Source organism: Variovorax sp. RCC_210 (assembly GCF_041355175.1).
GTDB lineage: Bacteria > Pseudomonadota > Gammaproteobacteria > Burkholderiales > Burkholderiaceae_C > Variovorax.
On record NZ_JBFUPJ010000020.1, the window covers coordinates 1 to 18,878 of the forward strand.

General features: G+C 64.6%; 16 protein-coding genes and 2 pseudogenes. 6 read left to right on the forward strand and 12 right to left on the reverse strand.

Annotation, left to right across the window (positions count from 1 at the left end):
• From AB6807_RS35315 to AB6807_RS35345, 7 genes and pseudogenes are all read right to left on the reverse strand, one after another.
• Window positions 1–195: pseudogene (locus AB6807_RS35315) on the reverse strand (polyvinylalcohol dehydrogenase); the annotation flags it as partial.
• 522 nt (window positions 196–717) lie between these two features.
• Window positions 718–1,035: pseudogene (locus tag AB6807_RS35320) on the reverse strand (IS3 family transposase); the annotation flags it as partial.
• Window positions 1,036–1,117: 82 nt separating this feature from the next.
• A complete protein-coding gene (locus AB6807_RS35325; RefSeq protein ID WP_371088208.1) occupies window positions 1,118–1,771 on the reverse strand; it encodes a membrane integrity-associated transporter subunit PqiC in 654 nt (217 codons plus the stop codon).
• On the reverse strand, window positions 1,768–2,751 hold the full coding sequence (locus AB6807_RS35330; RefSeq protein ID WP_371088209.1) for an MlaD family protein: 984 nt from the start codon (window positions 2,749–2,751) through the stop codon (window positions 1,768–1,770). Before AB6807_RS35330 ends, AB6807_RS35325 begins: the two co-directional genes overlap by 4 nt.
• A complete protein-coding gene (locus tag AB6807_RS35335) occupies window positions 2,748–3,527 on the reverse strand; it encodes an ABC transporter ATP-binding protein (protein ID WP_371088210.1) in 780 nt (259 codons plus the stop codon). Before AB6807_RS35335 ends, AB6807_RS35330 begins: the two co-directional genes overlap by 4 nt.
• The gene (locus tag AB6807_RS35340; protein ID WP_371088211.1) at window positions 3,528–4,286 is read right to left on the reverse strand and encodes an MlaE family ABC transporter permease; all 759 of its coding nucleotides are present in this window, start codon (window positions 4,284–4,286) and stop codon (window positions 3,528–3,530) included.
• Between the two features lie 19 nt (window positions 4,287–4,305).
• Window positions 4,306–5,151, reverse strand: a complete 846-nt coding sequence (locus tag AB6807_RS35345; RefSeq protein WP_371088212.1) for a hypothetical protein — start codon at window positions 5,149–5,151, stop codon at window positions 4,306–4,308.
• Window positions 5,152–5,342: 191 nt separating this feature from the next.
• On the opposite strand from AB6807_RS35345, the gene AB6807_RS35350 reads away from it, so the two are divergent.
• Together AB6807_RS35350 and AB6807_RS35355 are read left to right on the forward strand one after the other, a co-directional pair.
• A complete protein-coding gene (locus tag AB6807_RS35350; protein WP_371088213.1) occupies window positions 5,343–5,921 on the forward strand; it encodes a TetR/AcrR family transcriptional regulator in 579 nt (192 codons plus the stop codon).
• A 392-nt stretch (window positions 5,922–6,313) separates the two neighbouring features.
• Entirely contained in the window at window positions 6,314–7,660 is a 1,347-nt protein-coding gene (locus tag AB6807_RS35355; protein WP_371088214.1) for a collagen-like protein, read from the forward strand.
• A gap of 7 nt (window positions 7,661–7,667) precedes the next feature.
• Here AB6807_RS35355 and AB6807_RS35360 read toward each other — a convergent pair whose 3' ends face one another.
• Complete coding sequence (locus AB6807_RS35360; RefSeq protein ID WP_371088215.1) at window positions 7,668–8,738, reverse strand: glycosyltransferase; 1,071 nt, start codon at window positions 8,736–8,738, stop codon at window positions 7,668–7,670.
• Between the two features lie 141 nt (window positions 8,739–8,879).
• Complete coding sequence (locus AB6807_RS35365; protein ID WP_371088216.1) at window positions 8,880–10,397, reverse strand: PLP-dependent aminotransferase family protein; 1,518 nt, start codon at window positions 10,395–10,397, stop codon at window positions 8,880–8,882.
• A gap of 117 nt (window positions 10,398–10,514) precedes the next feature.
• On the opposite strand from AB6807_RS35365, the gene AB6807_RS35370 reads away from it, so the two are divergent.
• Window positions 10,515–12,263 (forward strand): M24 family metallopeptidase, encoded by a 1,749-nt coding sequence (locus AB6807_RS35370; protein ID WP_371088217.1) that lies wholly within the window; start codon window positions 10,515–10,517, stop codon window positions 12,261–12,263.
• Window positions 12,264–12,532: 269 nt separating this feature from the next.
• Here AB6807_RS35370 and AB6807_RS35375 read toward each other — a convergent pair whose 3' ends face one another.
• Together AB6807_RS35375 and AB6807_RS35380 are read right to left on the reverse strand one after the other, a co-directional pair.
• Window positions 12,533–12,700, reverse strand: a complete 168-nt coding sequence (locus AB6807_RS35375) for a hypothetical protein (protein ID WP_371088218.1) — start codon at window positions 12,698–12,700, stop codon at window positions 12,533–12,535.
• Between the two features lie 160 nt (window positions 12,701–12,860).
• A complete protein-coding gene (locus AB6807_RS35380; RefSeq protein WP_371088219.1) occupies window positions 12,861–14,114 on the reverse strand; it encodes an MFS transporter in 1,254 nt (417 codons plus the stop codon).
• Window positions 14,115–14,175: 61 nt separating this feature from the next.
• On the opposite strand from AB6807_RS35380, the gene AB6807_RS35385 reads away from it, so the two are divergent.
• Complete coding sequence (locus AB6807_RS35385; protein WP_371088220.1) at window positions 14,176–15,201, forward strand: AraC family transcriptional regulator; 1,026 nt, start codon at window positions 14,176–14,178, stop codon at window positions 15,199–15,201.
• Between the two features lie 24 nt (window positions 15,202–15,225).
• On the opposite strand, the gene AB6807_RS35390 is transcribed toward AB6807_RS35385, so the two are convergent.
• Window positions 15,226–16,140 carry a helix-turn-helix domain-containing protein gene (locus AB6807_RS35390; protein WP_371088221.1) on the reverse strand — a complete coding sequence of 305 codons (915 nt, stop codon included), beginning with the start codon at window positions 16,138–16,140 and terminating at the stop codon, window positions 15,226–15,228.
• Between the two features lie 237 nt (window positions 16,141–16,377).
• Here AB6807_RS35390 and AB6807_RS35395 point away from each other — a divergent pair, with 237 nt between their 5' ends.
• Both AB6807_RS35395 and AB6807_RS35400 read left to right on the forward strand, forming a co-directional pair.
• Window positions 16,378–17,742, forward strand: coding sequence for an amidase (locus tag AB6807_RS35395; RefSeq protein ID WP_116914319.1), 1,365 nt, complete (start codon window positions 16,378–16,380; stop codon window positions 17,740–17,742).
• A 170-nt stretch (window positions 17,743–17,912) separates the two neighbouring features.
• Window positions 17,913–18,812, forward strand: coding sequence for an alpha/beta fold hydrolase (locus AB6807_RS35400; protein ID WP_371088222.1), 900 nt, complete (start codon window positions 17,913–17,915; stop codon window positions 18,810–18,812).
• Window positions 18,813–18,878 lie beyond the last annotated feature (66 nt).

Consider the following 18,878-nt stretch of genomic DNA (forward strand, 5'->3'; position numbering starts at 1 on the left):
GGAGGCCTCGAAGCGTGCGGGGTCGGCATCGGTCTGCAGTGCGTCGCGCAGCTGGCGCAGGATGTCGGTCGCCTCGGCCTGCGCGGCGCGGCGCGCGCCGGGTTCGCTGAGCTGGGCTTCGTCGAGCCAGCTCTCGACGAGGTCGATTTCTTCCTCGCGGAGTGTGGCCAGCAACGCTTGGTATTCGCTATTCATGAAGTTTCCTCTGCATCTTGTCGGTGCTGTCCGGGCAAAGGTAAGCGGCGGCAGCAAGGAGAGCGGTGGCTCGTGTGTAACGCCGCCCCGTGATCGTAATTCACTGGGACCAGGGCGGCTGCCAAGCGGTGAGGTCATGCGACGGTAATTTGCGTAGGACCTGCCCCCTTTGGGGTCGCTGGGCGTTGGGCTGCGGCTTGCCGACTTCGTAGGACGTACGCTTCATGCTGGAGATTTCATGCAAGAAACGTGCTCTTGACCACACCATCCTTAGCGCTCTTTAAGGAACGGGTTGGTCGCCGCCACCACTTCTGCCATGCGGCCTTGCTTCTCCGCATTGCGCATGAAGTCGACCCTTTCCACGAAGATCTCGTTCGGCGTCGGCTCGGCGTCTGCTGGAAGATCGCCAGGGCCTGATCGGCGAACTCATGAAGTAGCCCGAAGCGCTCGCTGTTTGTCTGACCAGAGGTCAGGTCCGTCTGTACCGTTGGCGGCACCAGTTCGATCACTTCAACCTTGCCGCCTTGCTCTCAGGAAGGTCTCGCGAACCCACGCAGTCAGTGTTCCTCTGCCAGGGTAGCCCGATGCCCTCGTGGTGGCAGCAATGCAGCGGTCGTGAGTGAGGCAGTGCTCGACAGCCGACGCTTTTCTGTTCCTGCGAGAACTTAGGTCGTCGGCCCGCACAGCCCGCTGGCAAGTCGAGCTTCTGCTGGTATTCGTTGTACCAGCCCATCAAAGAATTCTTTGTTGGACAACCCAGCTGGCGGATGGTGGGTCTGATGCGTTTGCCAAGCTTGATGCAGGGCTCAACGGTTCGATTCGATCCTCGTAGGAATACATGGACTACCTTCTGGTAGTCCATGTATTCGTCCGCAGCCCTCCAGGGCCAGAGATCAGCGGAGTTCAACAAGCGGTCGACGCATCACTGAACCTGGGCTGAAGAAACAGATGCGCCAGCATCCGAAGCAACGCGGCGGAGCAACTCTGTCATCGCACGCGCCTGCGATCTCGCGGTGTCGTCGTCGCCGGCGATGTCGTAGGCGCGGTCTTCGCTGCGCAGCAAGCGCGCGGGGCGTTCGACGCTCCACACGGCAATGCGAGCGTTGGCCCGCAAGCGGCGCTCGCTTCGCATGTAGTCCACGCGGCTCAGCTGCACCTGGAGCGACGCGGCGGGCGACTGCTCGCTGCATGACGCCTCGCAAAGGCCCCAGGCCGGCAACTGCGCATGCAGGGCGGCCATGAACTCGCGCGACATGCCGACCTCGATGCGTTCGCCCCAGAAGGTATCGGGCCACTCCGCCACGGCACTGGCATCTGCGCGGTAGCGCACGCGCCGCGTCGTGAGGTACTCGGGCACCTCGATGCGGCTGACCGACAGCACGCGCGAAGCGCTCCTGTTGGTTGCGGGGGATGCAACCGCGGTGGACGAGGCGGCCACGGTGGAGGGGGCTGCCACCGCGGGCGGCAGCATCAGCAGCACGGCGGACGGGTTCGACGCGCAGCCCGCCACCGTCGTCACGACCGCAGCAGCCAGGGCGCGGCGGGCCCAGCAGGTCCAGCTCTTGTGCATGTTCATTCGCGTTTGTTTCCGAAGATGATGGCGTTGGGTTTTTCTTCGAGCAGCTCGCTCCACGAGCGAAGGCCGCGCGCGGCCTGCGACAGGTCTTTCACCGCGCCCTCCAGGTCGGCGCGCAGCGGCGCGCCGGGCGCCGCGAGGTCGGCCACGCGGTCCATCGCCACCTTCGCGCTTTCCGACGCCTGGCGCGCGCCGACCAGGGTGCGCTGCAGCTCGGGCTGCGCCTGCAACACGGTCTGGCGCGAGGTGTCGGCCAGGCTGGTGATGGATGCGAGCGTGGTCGTGGACGTGGCCTGCACCTGCTTGATAGCTTCGGTCGCGGCATTCAGCGTCTTGCGCGATTCCATGGCCGTGAGCTGCAGCTCCTTGGACGCACCGGCGAGCACGGACTGCGCGCCGTCGAGCGTGTGCTGCACGGACACCAGCGTGTTGCGCAGGTCCTGCACCGCCGCGCGCACATCGGCCACGGTGTCGCGCAGCGGCAAATCGGCCACCTGGTCGATGAGCGCGCCGAACTTGTCGCCGACCGCCGGTATCTCGGGCACGCCGGCGCCGCCCACCAGCGTGGTTGGTGTGCCCGGCATGAAGTCGAGCTCGATCGCCTTCTGTCCCGTGACCACGCTCTGCGAGGCCAGTCGCGCGCGCAGCCCGCGCTGCACCAGGTCGGGTACGTTGAAGGCCTTGCCGCCGCCATTGCCGACCTCCAGCGCCGAGGGCTGGAGCTTCAGCGCGATGGGGATGGTTGTCTTCAGCGTGCTGCCGTCCATCTGGATGCCGATGTCCGTCACCTGCCCGATGGTCACGCCGCGAAAGGTCACGGGCGCGCCGATCGCCAGACCGCTGACGTTGCCCTGGTAGTAGATGCGCGCCTTCTGCTGCTTGCTGAAGAAGTCGCTGCCGCCCAGCCACAGGACCGACGCGATGATGATGACGAAGGCAGCGACGACGAAGCCACCGATGAGCAGGGCGTTGCGTTTCATGCGGGGGCCTTGGGTTGGTTCGAGGTGGTTTCAGGCGGCACTTCGCGATGGAGAAATGCGCGCACGGTGGGATGTTGGGCTGTCTTGGCCAGTTCGCTGGGGCGGCCATGGGCAATGGGGCGCTTGCTGTCCGCGTCCAGGAAGATGCCGTCGTCCGCAATGGCGAAGAGGCTCGGCAGCTCGTGGCTCACGAAGACCACCGCCGCGCCGGTGCGTTCGCGTATGTCCAGGATGAGATCGTCGAGGCGGCGCGAGCTGATCGGGTCGAGCCCGGCGGACGGTTCGTCCAGGAACAGCAGCGGCGGCTCCGCCGCGATGGCGCGCGCCAGGCCAGCGCGTTTCTTCATGCCGCCGCTCAGGTCGGCGGGGTAGAAGTCGGCAAAGTCCGCCAGCTCCACCCACTCGAGCACCTCGCGCGCTTTGGCCTCGCGCTGCCCTGCATCGAGCTTGGTCTGCTGCTCCAGCGGCAGGCAGATGTTTTCCATCACGGTCATCGAGGACCATAGCGCCGCGCTCTGAAAGAGCATGCCGAACCCCGAGCGGAGCCTGGCGCGCTGCGCGTCGTCGCTGGCCCAGAAGTCGACACCGTCGTAGGTCACGCTGCCGCTCGCCGGCGGCAGCAACCCGACCATGTGCTTGAGCAGGGTGCTCTTGCCGCAACCGCTGCCGCCCATGATGGCAAAGATGCACCCCTTCTCCACCTGGAGCGAGATGCCCTGCTGGATCAGGCGATCGCCGAAGCGCATTTCCAGGTCGTCGACCGCAAGCAGCGCCATTCAGACTCCCAGCGAGTTGGCGCACAGTGCGAAGATTGCGTCCAGCACGATGATGCCCACGATGCTCGTGACGACCGCACCGGTGGTGGCCACGCCGACCCCCGCAGCGTTTCGCTTGGCGAACAGCCCGTAGTAGCAGCCGACCATGCCCACCAACGCGCCGAACGCCAGCGACTTGCCGAAGCCCAAGCCCAGATGCGTCCAGGTGAGTGCGCCGGCGGTGCGCTCCATGTAGGCTGCAGCGGACACGTCAAGCATGCTGACCGACACCACCATGCCGCCCACGAGCCCCGCCATGCAGGCGAACACGTAGAGCAGCGGCATCATCAGCAGAAGCGAGGTCACGCGCGGTAGCACCAGGAAGTCGACGGCCGGAAGGCCCAGGACTTCCAGCGCGTCGATTTCCTCGTTGGTCTGCATGGTGGCCAGTTCGGCGGCAAAGGCCGCGCCGGTGCGCCCGGCGATGACCACCGCGGTGATGATGGCGGCCATCTCGCGCGCCATGGCGATGCCCACCAGGTCGGCCACGAAGATGCCTGCGCCAAATTTGGCGAGCTGCACGGCGCCTACGAACGCCAGGATGGCGCCAACCAGCGAATTGACCACCAGCACGATGGTGACCGCACGCGCGCTGCTGTCGGCCATGACGCGGCCGAAGTCCTTCGCGCGAAAGCGCCAGCGCCCCCGCAGGGCCAGCCCCGCGGAGAGCAGCACCTCGCCCAGGAAGTTGATTGGCCGTTCGAAGGCGAGCGCGTTCAATGCCAATGCAGCCAGCCGTTCAGAAGCGGGCCTTCAGCGCGGCCACCGGCCCCTGGAACTTGATGCGCAGGCGCTGCACGCCTTCGCCTTCGCGCTTCAGGTCCACGTCAGTGACGGCGTAGGCGAGCGACACGCCGACGTTGCGCACGGGAAACCATTCCATGCCAGCCGATGCGTTGTAGATACTGCCGTGCACGCCGCTGCCGCCGCCCTTGCGGATGCCCGAGCCGTCGAAGAACAGGCGCAGGTCGGGCGTGAGCGCGTGGCGCACGCCGACTTCGAGCATCGGCGCGATCGCGTCGTCACTGTCGTGGCGGTTGTAGTTGCCGTTGTAGCCCGTGAATCCCAGGCCAGTGAGGCCGGCGTTGGCTGCGCCGTAGGCGTTGGTGTCGAGCGACACGCGGTAGTAGCCCAGGCCGGCGCCCACGCCGAACACCGTGTTGCCCGAGCCGAACCAGTAGCGGTAGCCCAGGCGTGCCACGTCGAGGTCGAAGTTCAGGTTCACGCCCGCGGTGGCCGTGGCGCCGAACGGGCCCGACGTGTACGCACCGCTGTAGGAGTTGGCATAGCCCTGGCTGTAGCGGAATGCGTCGAACGAGATGCCGTGGTTGTCTCCCAGCAGGAACTCGCCGGAGATGCGCGGCATGGTCTTGCGCTTTCCGTCGACGTCGCCGATGTTCAGCGCGCCGAACGAGTTGCCCACCGCCGTGCTGATGTCGGGCTTGGCGCTGAAGGCGCCCACCGACAGGCTGACCCGGTCGAGCGCGGGGGACATCTGCGCCAGCGCCGATCCACAGCCGCAGGCCAGCGCCACAGCACCGCCCAGGCGCACCCATCCCGTCAACTTCGTTCCGTCGTGCTGCATCTTTTCCTCTTGCTGCTTTGAAAAATTCGGTTCATCCGCGCAAGGACCCCGCGTTCGCGGCGCGCTATCCTTCGAGCAGACATCTGGTGGAAACGTACGTTAATGTACGGATAGAGGTGCGCCGTGTAGGTGAACACCCCGACACGCATCACAGGCGTGGAACTTTTTGGCTCGAGACAGGTGAAGGACGAATGAAAAAACTCCCCACCCGCAGCGATGCGGTCAAACATCGCGAGTTGCTGCTGGACGCCGCGGAGGCCGTCTTCGCGGAGCTTGGCGTCCACGTGCCGCTGGAGCTTGTGATCGAGCGCGCCGGCGTGAGCCGGGCCACGCTGTACCGTAACTTCGTCGATCGGGAGGCGTTGGTCACCGCGCTCGTGGAGCGCGGCTTCGAGAAGCTGGAAGCCGTGGCCGACGAGGCGGCCACGCGCGACGACGGGCTGTTCGTGTTCCTGACGGTGGTCGGCGAAGGCCTGACCGACGGCGCGCCGCTGATGAACTTCTGGGAGGCCATCGACCCCGCGCATCCCGTCATTCAGAGCACGATCTCGCGCTTTGCCGGCCTGCTGAAACCTTTGCTGCGCCGCTGCAAGGCTGCCGGGCTGTGCCGGCCCGATGTGACCGCCAGCGACCTGGTGCTGGTCTGCAGCATGCTCTGCGGCGCCAAGGACTACGGCCAACTGTTCGACAAGCAAAAGGCCATGAAGCGGGCGCTGATGCTGTGTTTCGAAGGGCTTGCGGTGCGTAACGAAGGCGAAAGGGGACGTTAGAAAGGACTGCCGCCCTGTGCATCGACCTGTGGGTTCGGCACCGGCTGCGAGGGGCGGGGCCCAGGTCTCAGATGCACCGGCTCCATGGCACTGCAACCGGGCCGAGACGGGAATGACAGCGGCCTCTCAGTTGTATGGAAGCAACATGTCCTCGCACCTTGCCATGCGTGGCTCGAAGCCGCCATCCTCGGGATTCAAGACGATCGGCGCAACTTCAAACTCACCGTCTGAAGCCGCGCAGGCCTTGGATTGGGTGGCTGGCGCCGAGGCTCGTTTCGGAGGCGGTTTCCCGGAATGAGAGTGGGAGATCCAGGGGTTTGCGCCGAACGGCTGTGTTAAATCCTTCCCTTTAAATTTACTATTTGTCTCCTTTTTTAACACTGTGAGACATGATGAAATTGCCACCTCAAGCCCTTGTCAGCGTTGCGGCCGCAACGCTTTGCCTGAGCTTGGCCGGTTGCGGCGGCGGTGGTGGTGGTGGCCAGAGCTTCCCGTTCCTGCTGCCAACGACCACGCCGACAACCCCGACCACGCCCACAACGCCGACTGAGCCCACGCCCACCGATACCAGCGCCGTCAAGCGCGGCGTGTTGAGCGGTGCCGGCAACCCGACCGCCGACATCGGCATCGACGGCGACTTCTATCTCAACTACACCGATGTGACCCTGTTCGGTCCCAAGGCCAACGGCGCATGGCCGGCTGGTGTGGCCTTGCGCGGTGCAGACGGCATCGCGGGGCCTGCGGGCTCGATGGTTCGCTACGGCGCCGTGGACCCGCTGGTCACAGACGGCAATGTGGGCGACTTCTATCTCAACACCGCGACCGCCACGCTGTTCGGACCCAAGGTCGGCGGCGCATGGCCCATGCCCGGTGTGTCGCTGATCGGCCCCACAGGCTCGACGGGCGCGACCGGATCGACGGGTTCCACTGGCGCAACAGGCGCAACGGGTGCGTCCGGCCCGACAGGGGCCACGGGGCCTCTCGGCGCAACGGGCGCGACGGGCATGACAGGTGCCACCGGAGCCACGGGCGTGACGGGGCCGACCGGCGCCACCGGCCCCGCCGGCGCGACAGGTTCGACTGGCGTCACCGGCACTACGGGCGCCACAGGCATCACGGGCGCCACCGGACCGACAGGCGTCACTGGACCTGTTGGTGCAACAGGCGTGACGGGCGTGACGGGCGCCACTGGACCGACAGGGGTCACGGGACCTGTCGGTGCGACAGGCGTGACGGGCGCGACAGGCGTGACGGGCGCGACAGGCGTGACGGGGGCGACAGGCGCGACGGGCGCGACGGGCGCCACAGGTGCGACCGGCCCCTCGGGCTCGTCGACCTTCAACGTCACCTACTCCGCCACTGCGGACAACACCTACGGCAACGGCAGCTACTCGATCGCGCCTTACTCTGCCGACCTCACGGACATGACCGGCGATGGTGGCAACTACGGAGTGCTTTTGCCTGTCGACTGCGCACAGGCAGATCTGAAGGTGGCATTTTCGAAAAACACGCCCAGCGCCTACACATTCTCCGTCTTCAAGCAGACCGTCTTTGTGCCCAATTCCCCATTGACGTTGACACCGCTGTCTTGCACGGTCTCGGCCGGCACCAACAGTTGCGAGATTGCTGGTTTCAACCTCGCCGCGACAGGCGAAGTGCTGCTGCTGCAGTTGCAAGGCACCCAAGGCATGAACGTCAGCAACGTGTCCGCTTATGCGCTGCTAAGCTGCAAGCCCTGAACTCCGTTCAAAGCCCGTAGAAGGCCTTGTTGCCTTCGATGCGCGCCTGCTCGGCGTGCGGAAACTTCCGTTCTTCGAGCAGGCGCCGGAGCGCCTCGCGGCCCTGGTCGCGGGCATTCGCGAAATAGGCGCTCACGGCCAGTTCGTCGAGCGCGCGCCATGCGTAGACCGCAGTGTCCACGAACAGCGAATCTGCCGGGTACGCCATGGCCGCAGCCTGCTGGGCATAGAGATGCGCCAGCGCGAACTCGTCGCGCAAGCGGTGATAACGCGCCAGCGCGCACAGGGGCTCCGCACGCGTCGGTCGCATCTGGTACGCCGCGAGATAGCCGTCGCGTACCACCGACGCTTGAGCGCCGAGTTGCTCGTCGAGCGCGGCCACCTGGAACAGCGAGAACCAGCGCTCTTCTTCCCATCCCCCCATGGCCGCGCGCGCCGCATAGCGCTCGCGGCTTTCCGCCCGCCGTCCCGCATCGCGGTAGCTCTGCGCCAGGTAGAAGCAATAGCGCGTGTTGCCGGGCTCGTCGCGCAGCGCGCGCTCCAGCACCTCGATGTCGCGCAGGTAGGTGTCCGTGCTGCGTGCGCGTGCGCCGTCATGCGACACCAGGATCGACGGCGCCAACAGGTTCTCCCATGCGTGCGGCAGGTCGCAGGTCAGGTACTCGTGCAGCACGCCTTCCCAGCGCCATGGCAGCCGCGTGGCCACCAAGCTGTTGCGAAAGTAGTTCCAGCCGCTGCTGTTGCACTGCAACTGGTAGCCATCGGCCGGCAGCGCAGGCCATGCGAAGCCTTCGGGCACCGCAAGCGTTTCGTCCGCGTCGATGAACAACACCAGGTCACCCTTCGCGCGCGCGAGGTCGAGCGCCTGGTTGCGGTTGAACGCGAAGTCGCGCCACGGCCGTTCATGCAATTCACCGGGCACGTCCTTCATGAACTCGCGGACGCTTGCCTGAGTGCCGTCGCTCGAGCCGGTATCGACGATCACCCAGTGGTCGATCCACGGCTTCACGGAAGCCAGGCAGCGCTCGATCACCGGCGCCTCGTTCTTGACGATCATGTTCAGACAGATGCGAGGCATGGCGAAAGTGGTGGAGTACGGCGAAGCGCGACGAAGAAGATTCTGCCTCGGCCTGCAGGGGCAGTTTCCGGCCGAAGGCCGAAATCAAAGCCAGCGTCGTGATGTTGCGTCAGCACACGCCTGTGGACCGTTGTCTGAAGCTCAGGCGCGCGCGCTCGTGCTCGCGATGGCGATCGCCTCGCGCAGGGCTTGCGCATGCCGCTGCAACGCATCGTCGTTCAGTGCCGCGTAACCGATCACCACGCCGGCAGGCAGTACCGCGCGTTTGCAGAAGTCGGACACGGTCTGGAACCGCAGGCCGCGCTGCGCCGCGGCGTGCAGGAATGCGGCCAACTCGATGTCTGGCGGCAGCCACCACACCAGGTGAAATCCCGCGTGCTCGCCAGACACCTGCGGGCGCGCGGGCCCCAGTGCGCCGCGCAGGGCGGCAAGCACTGCGTCCCGGCGTTGCGCATAGGCAAGGCGCGCGCGGCGCACATGCCGCGCGAAGGCGCCGCTCTCCAGGAAGCAGGTCAGGGCCATTTGCTCAATCACGCCGGTGGAACGTCCCGTGACGTGCCGCGCCTGCCGAAACGCCGGCACCAACTTGCGAGGCAGCACGGCGTAGCCGATGCGAAGCGCGGCAAACATCGTCTTGTTGAAGCTGCCGCAATGGATCACGCGGTCGGCCGCGTCCAGGCTCTTCAGTGCGGGCAGTGGTGCGCTGTCGTAGCTGAACTCGCTGTCGTAGTCGTCCTCGATGAGCCAGCAATCTGCCTCTTCGGCCCATGCAAGAAGCTCCAGCCGTCGCGACACCGGCATCGTGACGCCGGTAGGCGCCTGGTGGGCCGGCGTGACATGAGCCAGCCGCACCCCGGCGCGCCGGCGCGCATGCGCCACTGAGAAACCCTGCGCGTCGACCGGCACCGGCACGACCTCGCGCGCATGTCGCCCGAATATCGGGGAGGCGTGCAGATAGCCGGGGTCTTCCACCAATACCTTGTCTTCGCTCGAGAGCAGCAGGCGCGCGCACAGGTCCAGCCCCTGGCGGATGCCCGACAGCACCACGATCTGCTCCGCATCACAGGCGATGCCCCGCGCCACGCCCAGGTAGCTGGCGATCTGCGCTCTCAGTTCGCCGAGGCCCAGGGGCTCCTTGTCGCCCAGATGCGTGGCCGTCACGCGGCGTGTGCCGGCTTGCAGCGCGCGGCGCCAGAGGTCGAGCGGAAAGAGCAGGGGATCGGCCACCCGCGCCATGAATGGCTCGCCCGCCTCGCCGGCAACGAGCGGCGCCGCGTCGATCGGGCTCGCGCTGCGTCGCAGCCGCTTCGGGGGAGGCTGCGGCGCTTCTTGAGTGCGCGCACCGGCATCGAAGAACTGGTCCGGCACCATCGCCGCCACGTAGGTGCCCGAGCCGGACCTGCTGACCAGATAGCCCTCGCTGCGCAGTTGATCGTACGCGAGCTCGACGGTGGCACGCGACACCTGCCAGCGTTCAGCCAGGTGCCGGGTGGAAGGCAGGCGCGTGCCTTTGGCGAGCACGCCGTCGAGGATGCGGGCGCGAATCTGGCGGTAGATCCACGCCTGTTTCAGCTCGCCTTCGCGCGGGGTGTCCGCCGCCAGGTCGAGGCTCGACTGTGTGCGCCGGGACCGGGATGCGCGGGAAAGTGGCCTGGTCACATTTATAGATATGGCTCTATAGACAAGGCCACATTCTAGGTAGATTCGTTTGGCGCAGGCCCGCCTGCCCGTCGTCCGGGCCTTCAGTCCACCCACGCTCCGCGAGATTCCCCACGCATGACGCATTCATCCCTTCGCTTCTGTACCGTCGCGCCGGACGGCCCGCGGTTCTCGCTCGCCGATGCCGGCAGCATCCTCGACTCGGCGCTCGCCGAAGGGGTGGCGGTGCCGTTCTCCTGCAAGCGCGGCGAATGCGGCTCCTGCCGTGCGCAGCTGCTCGAAGGCAGCTTCGAGCGGATCGCGCCGCCGTCCGAGACCGCCTACCAGGTGGCGCACGACGAACTGCTGATCTGCCAGTGCCGCGCAACCAGCGACCTGCGCCTGCGGTTTGCACACTGGCAGGTGCCGCCGCGCCCCGCAGCCCGCCACGGCGTGAAGATCCTCCGGCTCGATGCGCTGGCGCCGGGCGTCATGCGGCTGGTGGTCGAGGTGCAGAGCGCCCAGCCTTTCCACTGCCTGCCCGGGCAGCACGCGCAGTTGATGCTGGACAACGGCGAACGCCGCAGCTTCTCCATTGCCAATTTACCGGCCGAAAGCGGCGACGCGAACCGGCTGGAGTTCCATGTCCGGCGGATTCCGGGCGGCGCATTCACCGACCTGCGGCTCGCGCAGCTGCAACCGGGCGACGTGCTGGAACTCGATGGGCCTCATGGCGCATGCACTTGGCAGGCACCGGGCGAAGCGGTCGAGCACCTGGTGCTGCTGGCCACCGGCACGGGGTTCGCCGGCATCAGCGCGATCCTGAAGACGGCGCTGGCAAGCGGCGCATTCCGCACGGTCACGCTGTACTGGGGGGGCGCCAGCGCTGCGGATTGCTACGCGGCCGACTGGCTCGACGAACTGCAGCGCACCCACACGGGTTTCCATTGGTCGGCGGTGTTGTCGTCGGCGGCCGCAACAGGTTACGGCGTCATTGCGCCGACGGTACCGCACCGCGTGCAGGACGCGGCGCTGGCAGCGGGCCACGCGTGGGAGCGAGCCCTGGTCTACGCATGCGGCAATCCCGCCATGGTGCGGGACGCGCGCGACGTGCTGATGGCCGCAGGCCTGCCGCGGAAGCAATTTCACTCGGAAGCATTCCTTCCCGCGGCGCACGCGACTGAGGGCGGGGACGCAGGCAAGGCGCCGTACATCGTGCGGCACCCTTGGGAGAAGGTTGGCGCCGCCTTTTCGCTCGACGGCATTCTCGAGGCGCGCCGGCGCTCCATGGCGGCGTTGCGGCAGATTGCCGCGCTGATGGCGCCGGGCATCACCACCGGCGACGCCATTGCCTTGGCGGACGAGCAGCTGCGCGCGATGGGCGCGGCTTACAACTGGCACCCGACCTACGTGCGCTTCGGCCCCGACACGCAATGCACCTCCCGCGAACCGGTCGATAGGCACCGCAAGCTGCGCGCCGACGACCTGTTCACCATCGACCTGGGGCCTGTGTGGAACGGCTACGAGGGCGACTACGGCGACACCTTCGTGATGGGCGCCGATCCCGACCACCAGCGATGCACCCAGGCCGCGCGCGACGTCTTCGAGTACACACAACAGGCGTGGAGACAAGGATTGAGCGGCAGCGCGCTCTATGACTTTGCAGACGGCCTGGCGCGCCGGCATGGCTGCGCGCTGGTGCGCGAAACCGCGGGGCACCGGGTGTCCGACTTTCCGCACGCGCTGTACGGCAAGCACCGCCTGGCGGAGGCCAACTTCGTGCCGCGCGACGGCATCTGGGTGCTCGAAGTTCAGGTGCGCGACCTGCGGCGGCCCATCGGCGCGTTCTTCGAGGACGTGCTCTTGCGGGTGCCGATGGAGGGTTGAGCTTCGTTCCGGGCTGCAGGGTGTGCCCCGAGGCTGGCAGAGCGTTGGCAATGGAGGCACTGGTGTGGCACTTCCACTGTCTTCGAAACAAACGCAATCAATGGAGCAAACGAGACCTTGGCGCCGAGACTGTGAGTGACGGCGAGACCACGCTCGCGTCCAGCCACTTGGGCTGGTCAGAGAGCCTTCTCACGGCGTGAAGGGTGTTTCTTGGACGTACTGCAGCACATATTCAATGCAATCGGTACTTCTTCGAGGTCGGGGGGAACTCAAGAGCGCGCATGGGTACCGCCACGATCGCCTGCGTCGCCCATCCAGCGCACGCCGCCCCGGTCGTTTGCGCCAGTCGGCACAATCGCCGAACCCATGCCGTCGCCCCAGGCCTTGAACCCCTGGAACGCCGTGGTCGAGAGTGTCAGGCCGGAACCCGTGGCCATCACGACGCGGTCCCGAGAGGAAGCGATCGCCCAATTCACCGGCCAACTGAGCCCTCACCGCATTGGGTTGTGCTGAGAAAGCCCTCGCCATTCCCTGCACGGCGGCACGAGCGAGACACCGTTGCTGAGGCGGCTGCGAGCCGGTCCCGACCCAGCCTGCTCAAAAATGCGGCGCTGAACCGCTTGTGGCGTCGTTCGTGAGCGCTTCCATTCCCACCAGACACGCGATCCATAACGCCGCAAGCAACATCAGAATTCCGGCCGCGACAAAGACGCCGATGATGCCGCTGAAGCTGAACATCGCGCCCCCCGCCGCGGCCCCGGCAGCGATCGCGCACTGTACCGAAGCCACGACCATCCCACCCGCGCTTTCTGCCTGATCGGGCACTGAGCGGGCCACCCAGTTTGACCATGCCACAGGCACACCGCCGAACGCCATGCCCCAGAGCGTCACCAGACACGCCTGGCCAACGACGGAAGCAGGTAGCCACACGAGGGCCAGCGCCACAATTCCCACCACGGCGGGCATCAGGACCATTGCCGCACGCGCATTGCGATGCAGCAGCCAGCCAGACAGCAGTGTGCCGATGAAGCTCGCAACACCAAATCCCAGGAGCATGAATGCCAGAGTGTCGGGTCCGATTCCCGACGTGCTTTCGAGGAACGGTCGGATGTAGGTGAATAGCGCGTAGTGGCCGGTATGCACCAGGACACAGCCCAGCATGCCGATTCCAATGCCCGGGCGAAGCAGCACCTCCAGGACGGTTCGCAGCCGCGCCGGCTTGCGGGGGGGCAGTTTCGGCAACGTGAGCCACTGGAACGCCAGCGTCACGGCCCCGAGCACTGCGGCCGCCATGAACGCACTGCGCCAGCCGTATCTCCCGCCCAAGTAGCTGCCAAGCGGCACGGCTACGACGGTTCCCAGGGCAATGCCGCTGAAGATGATCGACAGCGCACGCGGCAGCAATGCCGCCGGCACCAGACGCATCGCGACCGCTGCCGCCATGCTCCAGAAGCCCCCGAGTGCGATACCCAGCAGAACCCGCATCACGAGCAGCATTGGCAAGCTCGAGGACACGGCCACCAAGATGTTCGAGGCGACCATCAGCGTGGAAAGGCTCAACAAGACGACCCGTCGGTCGAGCCGTCTCGTCAAGCTGGGCACCAGCAAGCCCGAAAGCAGCGCCACTACCGCCGTCACTGTCACGGCCTGACCTGCCAGTGGCTCTGAAACGTCCAAGGCATCGGCCATGGGCGTGAGCAGGCTGGCCGGAAGATATTCCGCTGTCAGCAAGCCGAAGACTCCCATTGCCAGGGAGAAAACCGCCGTCCAAGCTGGCAATGTCGTCTCCTCCGCGCTCGCCGCTCGGTTTGAAAAGCCCGCCGGTACAGAGCCACATACACACTCGCTCATAAAAGCCATCCATCTAAAGTTTCGATAGTTCGAACCTTAGATACAAAAAGTCGGATGATCTATGATGCATTCTCCTGACGTTTTGATCGAAGCCCCGGAAATGACTTTGTCAGTCCAGTTCGCCCTTTCATCCGACCTCATCAACGAACTGCTGACCGGAATGCGCCTGCGAGGCGTCCAATACCGTCGAATTCACGCTGGCGCATCGTTTGGCCTCGGCTTCAGTGCACGACCGGGATACGCCTACTTCCACTTCGTCGCAGTCGGTTTTGCCGTGCTGCGCACCGAGGACGGAGCGGTGCACACGTTGTCTAGCGGTCATGCGGTACTGCTTCCGCAGGGAGGCTCTCACCAGATCCTTTCCACCGTGGACGCTCCTGTTCAAAATATCGACAGCTTCGACGCTGCGCCTTTGGGCGACACGGTCGGCGCCGTGAACGCATGTGCAACGACAGAACCCAGTCCGAGCAGCATCCTCTTCTGTGGGTGCATGGAGTTCGACCTCGGTGGCATGCAGGGTCTAGGACGGCTGATGCCACATCTGATGGTCGTAGATGCCTCAGGCGAACGCTACCCAGGACTCATGCCGATCCTTTCGTCCATGAAGGCCGAAATTTGCACTCAGCGCGTGGGTTTTTCAGGCGTCCTTGCCCGGCTTTCCGAGGTGGTGGCGGCGATGATCGTGCGTGGCTGGGTTGAATGCGGTTGCGACAATGCTTCAGGGCTGGTGGCGGCCTTGCGGGACCCGCGGTTGGCGCGTGCGATCCTGGCCCTGCATCGACAGCCCGGCCGTGACTGGACAGTGGCTGAGTTGGCCGCGGAATGCCATACCTCTCGCTCCGTGTTCGCAGAGCGTTTCCAGGCCACCATAGGGACGCCACCATTGCGTTATGCAACGGAGTTGCGCATGCGCCTCGCTGCTCAATGGTTGACCCAGGACCGTTTGTCCATTGATGCAGTGGCACTGCGCTTGGGCTACACCTCGCAGGCTGCGTTCAGCCGAGCCTTCAAACGCACAACCGGGCGGCCACCTGGCGCCAGTCGCAATGTCCATTTGCAGTCGCTCTTGGAAAGTGCCTCACATTGAGCTGTGTCGCAGATGAACGCATGCCTAAACGGTCAGGGAGTTTCTGTAATCCGTTGGCGAAGTGCCTACCGATTTCCTGAACGCGCGAGCAAGGTTCGCGGCAGAGGAGAAGCCGGTTGAGAATGCGATCTCATTGATCGTCGTGGACGGGTTTGCCAGCATCAGCTTCACCTTTTTGATTCGAGCATCTGAGATGTATTGAAACGGTGAGTGGCCGGTGGCAACTTTGAAGGCCCGGCAAAAGTGGAACACGCTCAGGCATGCAACTTCCGCGAGGTCGTCCAAGCACAAATCCGACTCCAGGTTCTCTTGGATGAACTCGATCACGCGATGCAATCGAGTGCGGTCCAGGCCGCGTCCGGACTGGGCGTCGAAGTAAGGTTCAGCGAAGGCCGTTGAATTGCCGTGCGTATATTGCTGAAGCAGCCGCGCTGCGAGCGCCACGCCGTAGGAGTCCAGGTACAGCCGGCTCATCCGGGCGTCTGCGGAATCCTTCACCAGCATTTGCGCAATGGCAAAGCCGATGCTTTCTATCAATGGGTCATGGACGCCGCCGGCATACATCAGGCCGGCGTTTGCCGCACCTTCGCCGGAACAACGCAGGGTGCCGAACATGTCGGTTGGCATCTGCAAATGCAACATGTCGAGCGGGCCTGAATCAATGTGGAGGTAGCGGACAGCAACGCCGCTAGGGCAAATGCTGGCGCAACCCAGACGCGAAAGAAATTTTTGCTCGGGTCCGTCGGCTCTGCGGCGAAAGTTCGCGCTCCCGCCGATGTTGATAACGACTTCAGTGGCGGGTTGAACGAAGGCCTGGCGGTCGAGATGCGTGTACTTGTATATTTCCGCCCTCACCGGACTCTCGCAACCCAGAGCCGTGGAAGACCGCATCAATGTTCCGGTTCGAGTTTCGCACTCTATCTCGGCCGTCATACTCATAACCGTCACCTTTTTTCGTTGTCGTTTTACACGGATCGCGTGGCGCGCCAGTCACTGTCCTGTCTGTCGATCGAGGACAACGCGCTGATTGGACACCCCAAGCAAACTTTGCGCCACACCGTAGGGAGGTTTGTGACAGCTTTGCGCGTAACTCACAATCGTAGTTGTCCCACCCCGCGCACTGCTTCAGGCAATTCAGTGCACCTATCTGAATCTCAATTTCTCTCACCACAGCAGATGCAAGTTTCAAAGCAAGGGCGTTCAGTCCTTCAAATGGCCGCAGGAATGGCAAGCGGGGCCGAGACGGCCTCGGACATCGTCGAGGACACCTTGGCCGCGATCGCCGCGAACAAGGACCCTGCGATCTTTACTGTGGTCACCAGCGCAAGGGCGCGAGCCGAGGCAAGTGCTGCGACGCTGCGCATCCGCGAAGGAAAGCCCTTGAGCTTGCTGGACGGCATCCCTGTCGCCTGGAAAGACCTCTACGCATTCGAAGGCGAAACGACACGCGCGGGCTCTGCCATCCTCGATGACGGTCCCGCGCAGGCTGACGCGGAACTCGTCCGCCGATTGGGAATGGCTGGCGCAGTCGCCGTCGGCAAAGTCAATATGACCGAGTTCGCATTCTCGGGGCTTGGCCTCAATCCGCACCACGGCACGCCTAGAAACCCTTGGAGCGGGGATGAGGCTCGCATACCGGGCGGCTCGTCGTCCGGCTCTGGCGTCGCAGTGGCATGCGGAATTGTGCCTGTGTCGATCGGCACCGATACCAGCGGTTCGGTGCGCATTCCGGCGGCCCTCAACGGGGTGGTCGGCTACAAGACTTCAGGGGAGAGGTGGCCCCTTGCTGGCGCATTTCCTCTCTCGCGCACGCTTGACACCGCGGGAGTCCTGAGCCACACGGTGGCTGATGCGGTGATTGTGGATGCAGCCGTTCGTCAACTCGCCGCGCCCGATCTTCGGCGGGTCGCGCCCAAGGGCGTGCGTGTCATCGTTCCAGAGAACGTCGTCTGGGATGACGTGGCGCCTGCAGTCGGACGCAACTTCGAAGTGGCACTTGCCCGTCTGCAGGAACTCGGCGTTGTCGTGGAGAGGCGCTCGTTGCGCGTGTTCGATGATGTCTCGTCACTCGGATCCCGTCATGGGTTGCTGGTGTCGATCGAGGCTTTCCAACTCCATCGCGAACGCCTGGCGACGTCGTCAGCGAAACAAATGGACGTTCGGGTCAGGCAGCGGCTGCAGGCGGGCGGCAAGATCGATCCGATGTCCGAGAGGGCCATTCGTGAGGCAAGGCCAGTGCTGATTGGCCAGATGGACACCTTTTTTGATGGCAACACCTTCATCGCATTTCCCACAGTCAGCGAAACCGCTCCGCTGCTTGCTCCTTTGGAGCAGGACGATGAACTGTTCGCAAAAACGAATGCCCGCATGCTGCGCAACACCATGATTGGGAGCTTTCTCGGCTGGTGTGGTGTGTCGATCCCCAATGGCGTTGACGAAAGCGGCTTACCCACCGCATTTCTTCTGTCTGGCGGTCCGGGCCATGATGGCGCGCTGCTCTCAGCAGCGATGGGCATGGAGCCGGCCATTCGCACAGGCTGAACCTTCGGCGCGACGCCGGCAGCCACGTCGCGTCTCGCACACGCGAGGCCATTGCGGTAGCAAGTGCGCAAGATTTGCTGCATCGCTCGGCAAGCTGGGAATGAGCCAAGCGGCATCGCAAAGATACGCTTCACACCATTACTTTGGAACAAGGAACTGGTGTGAATAGTTTGAAATTGATCGACATTGCGCATCTGGGCGGTTCTCAGATCGGGTGTCGATTCGCTGCGGAATACAACCCAGCGCTTCCGACCCTGGTACTGATCAACTCGTTCACGACGTCCTCGGAGCTCTACCGCGCGCAATTTGCCGACGAGGTTCTCGTGAGTAAAGTCAATTTGCTTGCGATCGAACCCTATGGTCACGGCGCAACGCGCACCGCAAGTGAACAATTCACGTACTGGGACAGTGCGATCGCAAACCTGCAGGTGCTTGACCAGCTGGGCATTCAATCCGCATTCGTACTCGGCACGTCGCAAGGCGGCTGGATCGCGGTGCGCATGGCCATCCTGGCACCGTCAAGGATTCGCGGCGTCATTCCCCTCGGCTCCTCGATGGACCACGAAAGCGCGCAAAGCCGTGAACTCGGCTGCTGGGATGCCGAGGCATTCTGCGCGCCGTGGATCAAGGACTTGTCGAGCGAAGTCGGTGAGAGTTGGGCACCGTCCGACCAATACTGCAACGACCTCATCGATCCTGGATTCGGTGCAACTGTCGACGACCAGACGCGTGCCTTCTGGACAGGCCGCATGAAGCAGAACTACCGAGGTGACGAAGGTCGTCGACGGCTGCGGATGTGCACCATCAATCTGCTGGAGCGAGACGGCCTGCGCCAGCGACTCGATTTCGTCGAGTGCCCCATCCTGTGGATGCACGGCACCTCGGATGTTGTCTATTCTGCTCGTCACGCGCAGAAGGAAATTCGGATGTTTCCACGCGCCTCCAGCATCCAGCAAGTGCTCGTCGACGGCGGCCATCACTTCTTGAGTGCCTCCAATCCCAAGGAAGTCAACAAGGGTGTGCTTGCATTTGTGTCGCGCGTCTGCGATTCGGAAACCCTCGCGGCATAGCACTGCTTCTCTAGCGACGAAGAAATGTTTGCAGCCCGCCTGGATCTGGCCGGGCCACACCCCATC

Coding starts and splice junctions, on each gene's coding strand:
- AB6807_RS35325 (WP_371088208.1), bottom strand. CDS start 1,771: ATGAACATGCACAAGAGCTGGACCTGCTGGGCCCGCCGCGCCCTGGCT.
- AB6807_RS35330 (WP_371088209.1), bottom strand. CDS start 2,751: ATGAAACGCAACGCCCTGCTCATCGGTGGCTTCGTCGTCGCTGCCTTC.
- AB6807_RS35335 (WP_371088210.1), bottom strand. CDS start 3,527: ATGGCGCTGCTTGCGGTCGACGACCTGGAAATGCGCTTCGGCGATCGC.
- AB6807_RS35345 (WP_371088212.1), bottom strand. CDS start 5,151: ATGCAGCACGACGGAACGAAGTTGACGGGATGGGTGCGCCTGGGCGGT.
- AB6807_RS35350 (WP_371088213.1), top strand. CDS start 5,343: ATGAAAAAACTCCCCACCCGCAGCGATGCGGTCAAACATCGCGAGTTG.
- AB6807_RS35355 (WP_371088214.1), top strand. CDS start 6,314: ATGAAATTGCCACCTCAAGCCCTTGTCAGCGTTGCGGCCGCAACGCTT.
- AB6807_RS35360 (WP_371088215.1), bottom strand. CDS start 8,738: ATGCCTCGCATCTGTCTGAACATGATCGTCAAGAACGAGGCGCCGGTG.
- AB6807_RS35370 (WP_371088217.1), top strand. CDS start 10,515: ATGACGCATTCATCCCTTCGCTTCTGTACCGTCGCGCCGGACGGCCCG.
- AB6807_RS35375 (WP_371088218.1), bottom strand. CDS start 12,700: ATGGCCACGGGTTCCGGCCTGACACTCTCGACCACGGCGTTCCAGGGG.
- AB6807_RS35380 (WP_371088219.1), bottom strand. CDS start 14,114: ATGAGCGAGTGTGTATGTGGCTCTGTACCGGCGGGCTTTTCAAACCGA.
- AB6807_RS35385 (WP_371088220.1), top strand. CDS start 14,176: ATGATGCATTCTCCTGACGTTTTGATCGAAGCCCCGGAAATGACTTTG.
- AB6807_RS35390 (WP_371088221.1), bottom strand. CDS start 16,140: ATGAGTATGACGGCCGAGATAGAGTGCGAAACTCGAACCGGAACATTG.
- AB6807_RS35395 (WP_116914319.1), top strand. CDS start 16,378: ATGCAAGTTTCAAAGCAAGGGCGTTCAGTCCTTCAAATGGCCGCAGGA.